The organism is Nguyenibacter vanlangensis (genome assembly GCF_013376155.1).
Classification (GTDB): Bacteria; Pseudomonadota; Alphaproteobacteria; order Acetobacterales; family Acetobacteraceae; genus Gluconacetobacter; species Gluconacetobacter vanlangensis.
The window spans coordinates 1-4,472 of sequence record NZ_JABXXP010000224.1; the positions used below are offsets into that span (position 1 = coordinate 1).

General features: G+C 68.6%; 3 protein-coding genes and 1 pseudogene. All 4 read left to right on the plus strand.

Features of this window, described 5'->3' with window-relative positions; translation table 11 throughout:
* Positions 1-2,137 (plus strand): aminomethyl-transferring glycine dehydrogenase (gene gcvP, locus HUK84_RS11175; protein WP_176640366.1); only part of this gene is annotated, 2,137 nt, incomplete at its 5' end.
* A 152-nt stretch (positions 2,138-2,289) separates the two neighbouring features.
* Entirely contained in the window at positions 2,290-3,567 is a 1,278-nt protein-coding gene (locus HUK84_RS11180) for an NAD(P)/FAD-dependent oxidoreductase (protein WP_176640367.1), read from the plus strand.
* A 211-nt stretch (positions 3,568-3,778) separates the two neighbouring features.
* Positions 3,779-3,979 carry a hypothetical protein gene (locus tag HUK84_RS11185; RefSeq protein ID WP_176640368.1) on the plus strand — a complete coding sequence of 67 codons (201 nt, stop codon included), beginning with the start codon at positions 3,779-3,781 and terminating at the stop codon, positions 3,977-3,979.
* Between the two features lie 103 nt (positions 3,980-4,082).
* Positions 4,083-4,472: pseudogene (locus HUK84_RS11190) on the plus strand (ABC transporter substrate-binding protein); the annotation flags it as partial.

Sequence of the window (4,472 nt, forward strand, 5' to 3'; positions counted from 1 at the left end):
GGCCGATCCGCTGGCGCTGACCGTGCTGGAGGCGCCGGGCGTGCTGGGGGCGGACATCGCCGTGGGGTCGATGCAGCGCTATGGCATGCCGATGGGCGCGGGCGGTCCGCATGCGGCCTATATGGCCGTGCGGGATGCCTACAAGCGCAATATTCCCGGGCGCCTGGTGGGGGTTTCGGTCGACAGCCGGGGGCAGCCTGCCTATCGCCTGGCGTTGCAGACGCGCGAGCAGCATATCCGGCGCGAGAAGGCGACGTCGAACATCTGCACCGCGCAGGTGCTGCCGGCGGTGATTTCGGCGATGTACGCGCTGTATCACGGGCCCGACGGGCTGGCGGACATCGCGCGGCGCGTGCATGGGCTGACCGCGATCCTGGCCGCCGGGCTGCGGGCGCTGTCGGTGCGGGTGGTGACCGAATATTTCTTCGACACGATCACCGTAGCGACGAGCGGCGCGTCCGGCCTGGTCCGCGCCCGGGCCGAGGAGGCGGGCCTGAATCTGCGCATCGTCGATGCCGACCATGTGGGGATCAGCCTGGACGAGACGACCACGCCGGAGATCGTCCGCGCTGTGTGGCGCTGCTTCTGCCCCGATGCGCGGCGGCTGGAGGAGATGGAGCGTGCCCTGCCGGAGCCGGGCGGCGCCCTGCCGCCCGGGATGCTGCGCGCCAGCCCGTTCATGACGCATCCGGTCTTCCACGCCCATCGGTCCGAGACCGACATGCTGCGCTATCTACGCCGGCTGGCGGATCGCGACCTGGCGCTGGACCGCACCATGATCCCGCTGGGGTCGTGCACGATGAAGCTGAACGCGACGGTCGAGATGATGCCGGTCACCTGGCCGGAATTCTGCGACATCCATCCCTATGCGCCGGCGGCGCAGATGGAAGGCTATGCCGTGCTGTTCGACGAGCTGGAGCGGATGCTGAAGGCGGTCAGCGGCTATGACGCGGTGTCGCTGCAGCCCAATTCGGGGGCGCAGGGCGAATATGCCGGCCTGCTGGCGATCCGGGCCTATCACCGGGCGCGGGGCGAGGGCGGGCGCGACATCTGCCTGATCCCGGCTTCGGCCCATGGCACTAACCCGGCATCGGCCCAGATGGTGGGGATGCGCGTGGTGGTCGTGGCCTGCGACGCGCAGGGCAATGTCGATATCGGCGACCTGAAGGCCAGGATCGCGCAGAGCGGGGACCGGCTGGCGGCGATCATGATCACCTATCCCTCGACCCATGGCGTGTTCGAGGAATCGGTGGTTGAGATCTGCGACCTGGTGCATGCGGCGGGCGGCCAGGTCTATCTGGACGGCGCCAACATGAACGCGCAGGTCGGGCTGTCGCGCCCGGGCGCCTTCGGCGCGGATGTCAGCCATTTCAACCTGCACAAGACCTTCTGCATTCCGCATGGCGGCGGCGGGCCGGGCATGGGGCCGATCGGCGTGGGCGCGCATCTGGCGCCCTTCCTGCCGGGCGTGCCGCAGGAGGGCGGGGCGAACGCGGTGTCGGCCGCGCCGTACGGATCGGCGGCGGTGCTGCCGATCTCCTGGACCTATATGATGCTGATGGGCGACGCGGGATTGCGGCGGGCGACCGAGATCGCGATCCTGAATTCCAATTACGTCGCCAGCCGTCTGTCCGGCCATTATCCGGTGCTGTATCGCGGCACGAACGGGCGGGTGGCGCATGAGTGCATCATCGATCTGCGCCCGATCAAGGATGCGACCGGCATTACGGTGGACGATGTCGCCAAGCGGTTGATCGACCATGGATTCCATGCGCCGACGGTCAGTTTTCCGGTCGCCGGCACCTTCATGATCGAGCCCACGGAATCCGAGAACAAGGCCGAGCTGGACCGGTTCTGCGACGCGATGATCGCGATCCGCGCGGAAATCGCCGATATCGAGGCCGGGGTGCTGAGCGCCGAGGAAAGCCCGCTGCGCCATGCGCCGCATACGGTGCGCGACCTGGCCGACCCGGCCTGGGAGCGTGCCTATGACCGCCGGCGCGGCTGCCTGCCGTCCGGCGTCGCGGCCGCGGACAAATACTGGCCGCCGGTCAACCGGCTGGACAATGCCTATGGCGACCGCAACCTGGTCTGCGCGTGCCCCGACATGGCAAGCTATCAGGAGGATGCCGTCTGAGGCGGCCAGGGACGCTGGATAGGGACGCTGGGTAGGAACGTCGGACAGGGACCGGGGGCGGCACGCTTTCAAACGTCACGGAAATGTGTTCTCTGCCGGACAGGGGCAACCCGAGTCGTCGAGCCCAAGTCGTCGAGAAGGAGAAGAACGGCGTGTCTGACAGGTTCCGGTTTGTGATCGTCGGCGGCGGGATCGCCGGCATGGAGATGGCCACCTATCTGGGCAACACGCTGGGCCGGTCCGGCCAGGCCGAGGTGACGCTGATCGACAGTTCCTTCTTCCATGTCTGGAAGCCGATGCTGCATGAGTTCGCGGCCGGCACCAGCCCGAACGACCGCAACCGGGTCAGTTTCCTGGCGCAGGCCAGCCGCAAATCCTTCAAATACTGGCCCGGGGTGCTGGACGGCGTCGACCGCGCGGCGCGCCAGGTCGAGCTGGCGCCGATGGAGGACGAGCGGGGCAATGTGCTGCTGGACCGGCGCAGCCTGTCCTATGATGCGCTGATCGTGTCGATCGGCAGCCGGGCCAATGATTTCGGCCTGCCGGGCATTACCGAACATTGCCATTTCATCGACAACCTGACCGAGGCCGATGCCTTCAACACCCGGTTCCGCTCGCTGGTGCTGCAGGCGATCGGGCAATCCGGCACCTTGCAGATCGCCATCGTCGGCGGCGGCGCCACGGGTGTGGAACTGGCGGCCGAGCTGCATCGCGCGCTGGACCTGGCCGCCAATTACGGGGCGGGGATGAACCGGGCGGACCTGCATGTCACCCTGCTGGAGGCCGGGCCGCGCATCCTGCCCGCCTTCCCCGAGGCGGTGTCCGAGGATTCCCGCCGGCAGCTCGAGGCGCTGGGCATCACCGTGCATACCAGCGCCCAGGTGACCGGGGCCGACGCGGACGGGTTCCTGCTGGGGGACGGCACGCGGATCGACGCCAGGCTGAAGGTCTGGGCCGCCGGGGTGAAGGCGCCGGCCGCGACGACGCTGTTCGAGGGACTGGAGCGGTCGCGCTCGGGGCAATTGGTGGTGCGTCCGACCTTGCAGACCACGCGGGATGACCGGATCTTCGCCCTGGGCGATTGCTCGTTCATCGCCGAAAAGCCGGTGCCCGCCACCGCGCAGGCGGCGCGGCAGCAGGCGCGGCACCTGTCGCGGCAGATGAAGGGCTGGATCGGCGGCGGGGCGATCGCGCCGTTCCATTACCGCGATCGCGGGGCCGTGGTGTCGCTGGGCGACTACAATGGCTGGGGCACGCTGGGGAAATATCATTTCGGGGGCGGTCCGCTGCGCGGATTGCCCGCCCGGCTGGGGCACGACATGCTGTATCGCCAGCACCAGATGGAGATCCACGGCCCGGCGCGGGCGCTGGCGGCATGGGGAGCCGACCAGCTTGACGAGTTCGTCCGTCCGATCGTGCGCCTGGACTGACCGTCCATTCCATTCCGTCGCGTGGCGCGGGTCCGGGGGCCCCGCCATGTGCGGCGCGCATGCGCGGCCCCGAGACATTTCAAAACGTTGCGACTGGCCCGCGATTGCCCTTGGGGCAAGTGGAGAGAAGGCGCATTTTCGCCCCATAGCCGGACGAACCCGCCGCATCGCGCGGTCCACAAGAAAAGGGACGGTCCGGGGGAGGCGGGTCATGTTTCATCTGAAAATCGCGGGGGACAGCCGGTCCCATTTCCACATGACGGCGCCGTGGGCCTATATCGCGGCGCATCGCGACGATCCGGCGTGGACGGATGCGCGCGACCGCATGACGGTGGCGCTGATCTGCGGGGGGCTGTTGTCGGCCTTCGTCATCGACATGGCCATTCTTTATTTCTCGATGTTCCGTCCCTGAATCGTCAGGCCGCGAGCCGGCGGGCCGCGTGCCCGGCGGACATGTCGGCGGGGCTGGCGGTTATGTCCGTTAGGATATAGATCTTTCCCCGACAGGGGGAAGGATGGGGCGTTTCATCTCGGCGGCCCGGGCGGGATTGCCGGCGGCGATCATGGTGGCGGCGGGCTGTGCGGCGTGGCCGGATACGGCGCATGCCCGGTCGGTCGTGGACATGACGGGACGGGTGGTTGCCTGCCCGGACCATCCGTCGCGCATTGCCGATCTGTGGTTCGCCCATAACGAACTGGTGCTGATGCTGGGCGGGGCCGGCCGGATCGCGGTGACGGACGATCTGCCGTCGGCGCGGCCGTGGATGTACCGGGTCGCGCCGGTGCTGCATGGCGCGGCCGGGGTGACCGGCGCGGTGCCCAATGTGGAAATGCTGCTGGGGCGCGGGGTGGACCTGGTCTTCGCCGCCAACGACTCGCCGGCCGCCGCGCCGCTGCGGCGGGCT

Excerpts from the sequence above, each read along its gene's own strand:
- HUK84_RS11185 (WP_176640368.1), top strand. The coding sequence starts at position 3,779 with ATGTTTCATCTGAAAATCGCGGGGGACAGCCGGTCCCATTTCCACATG.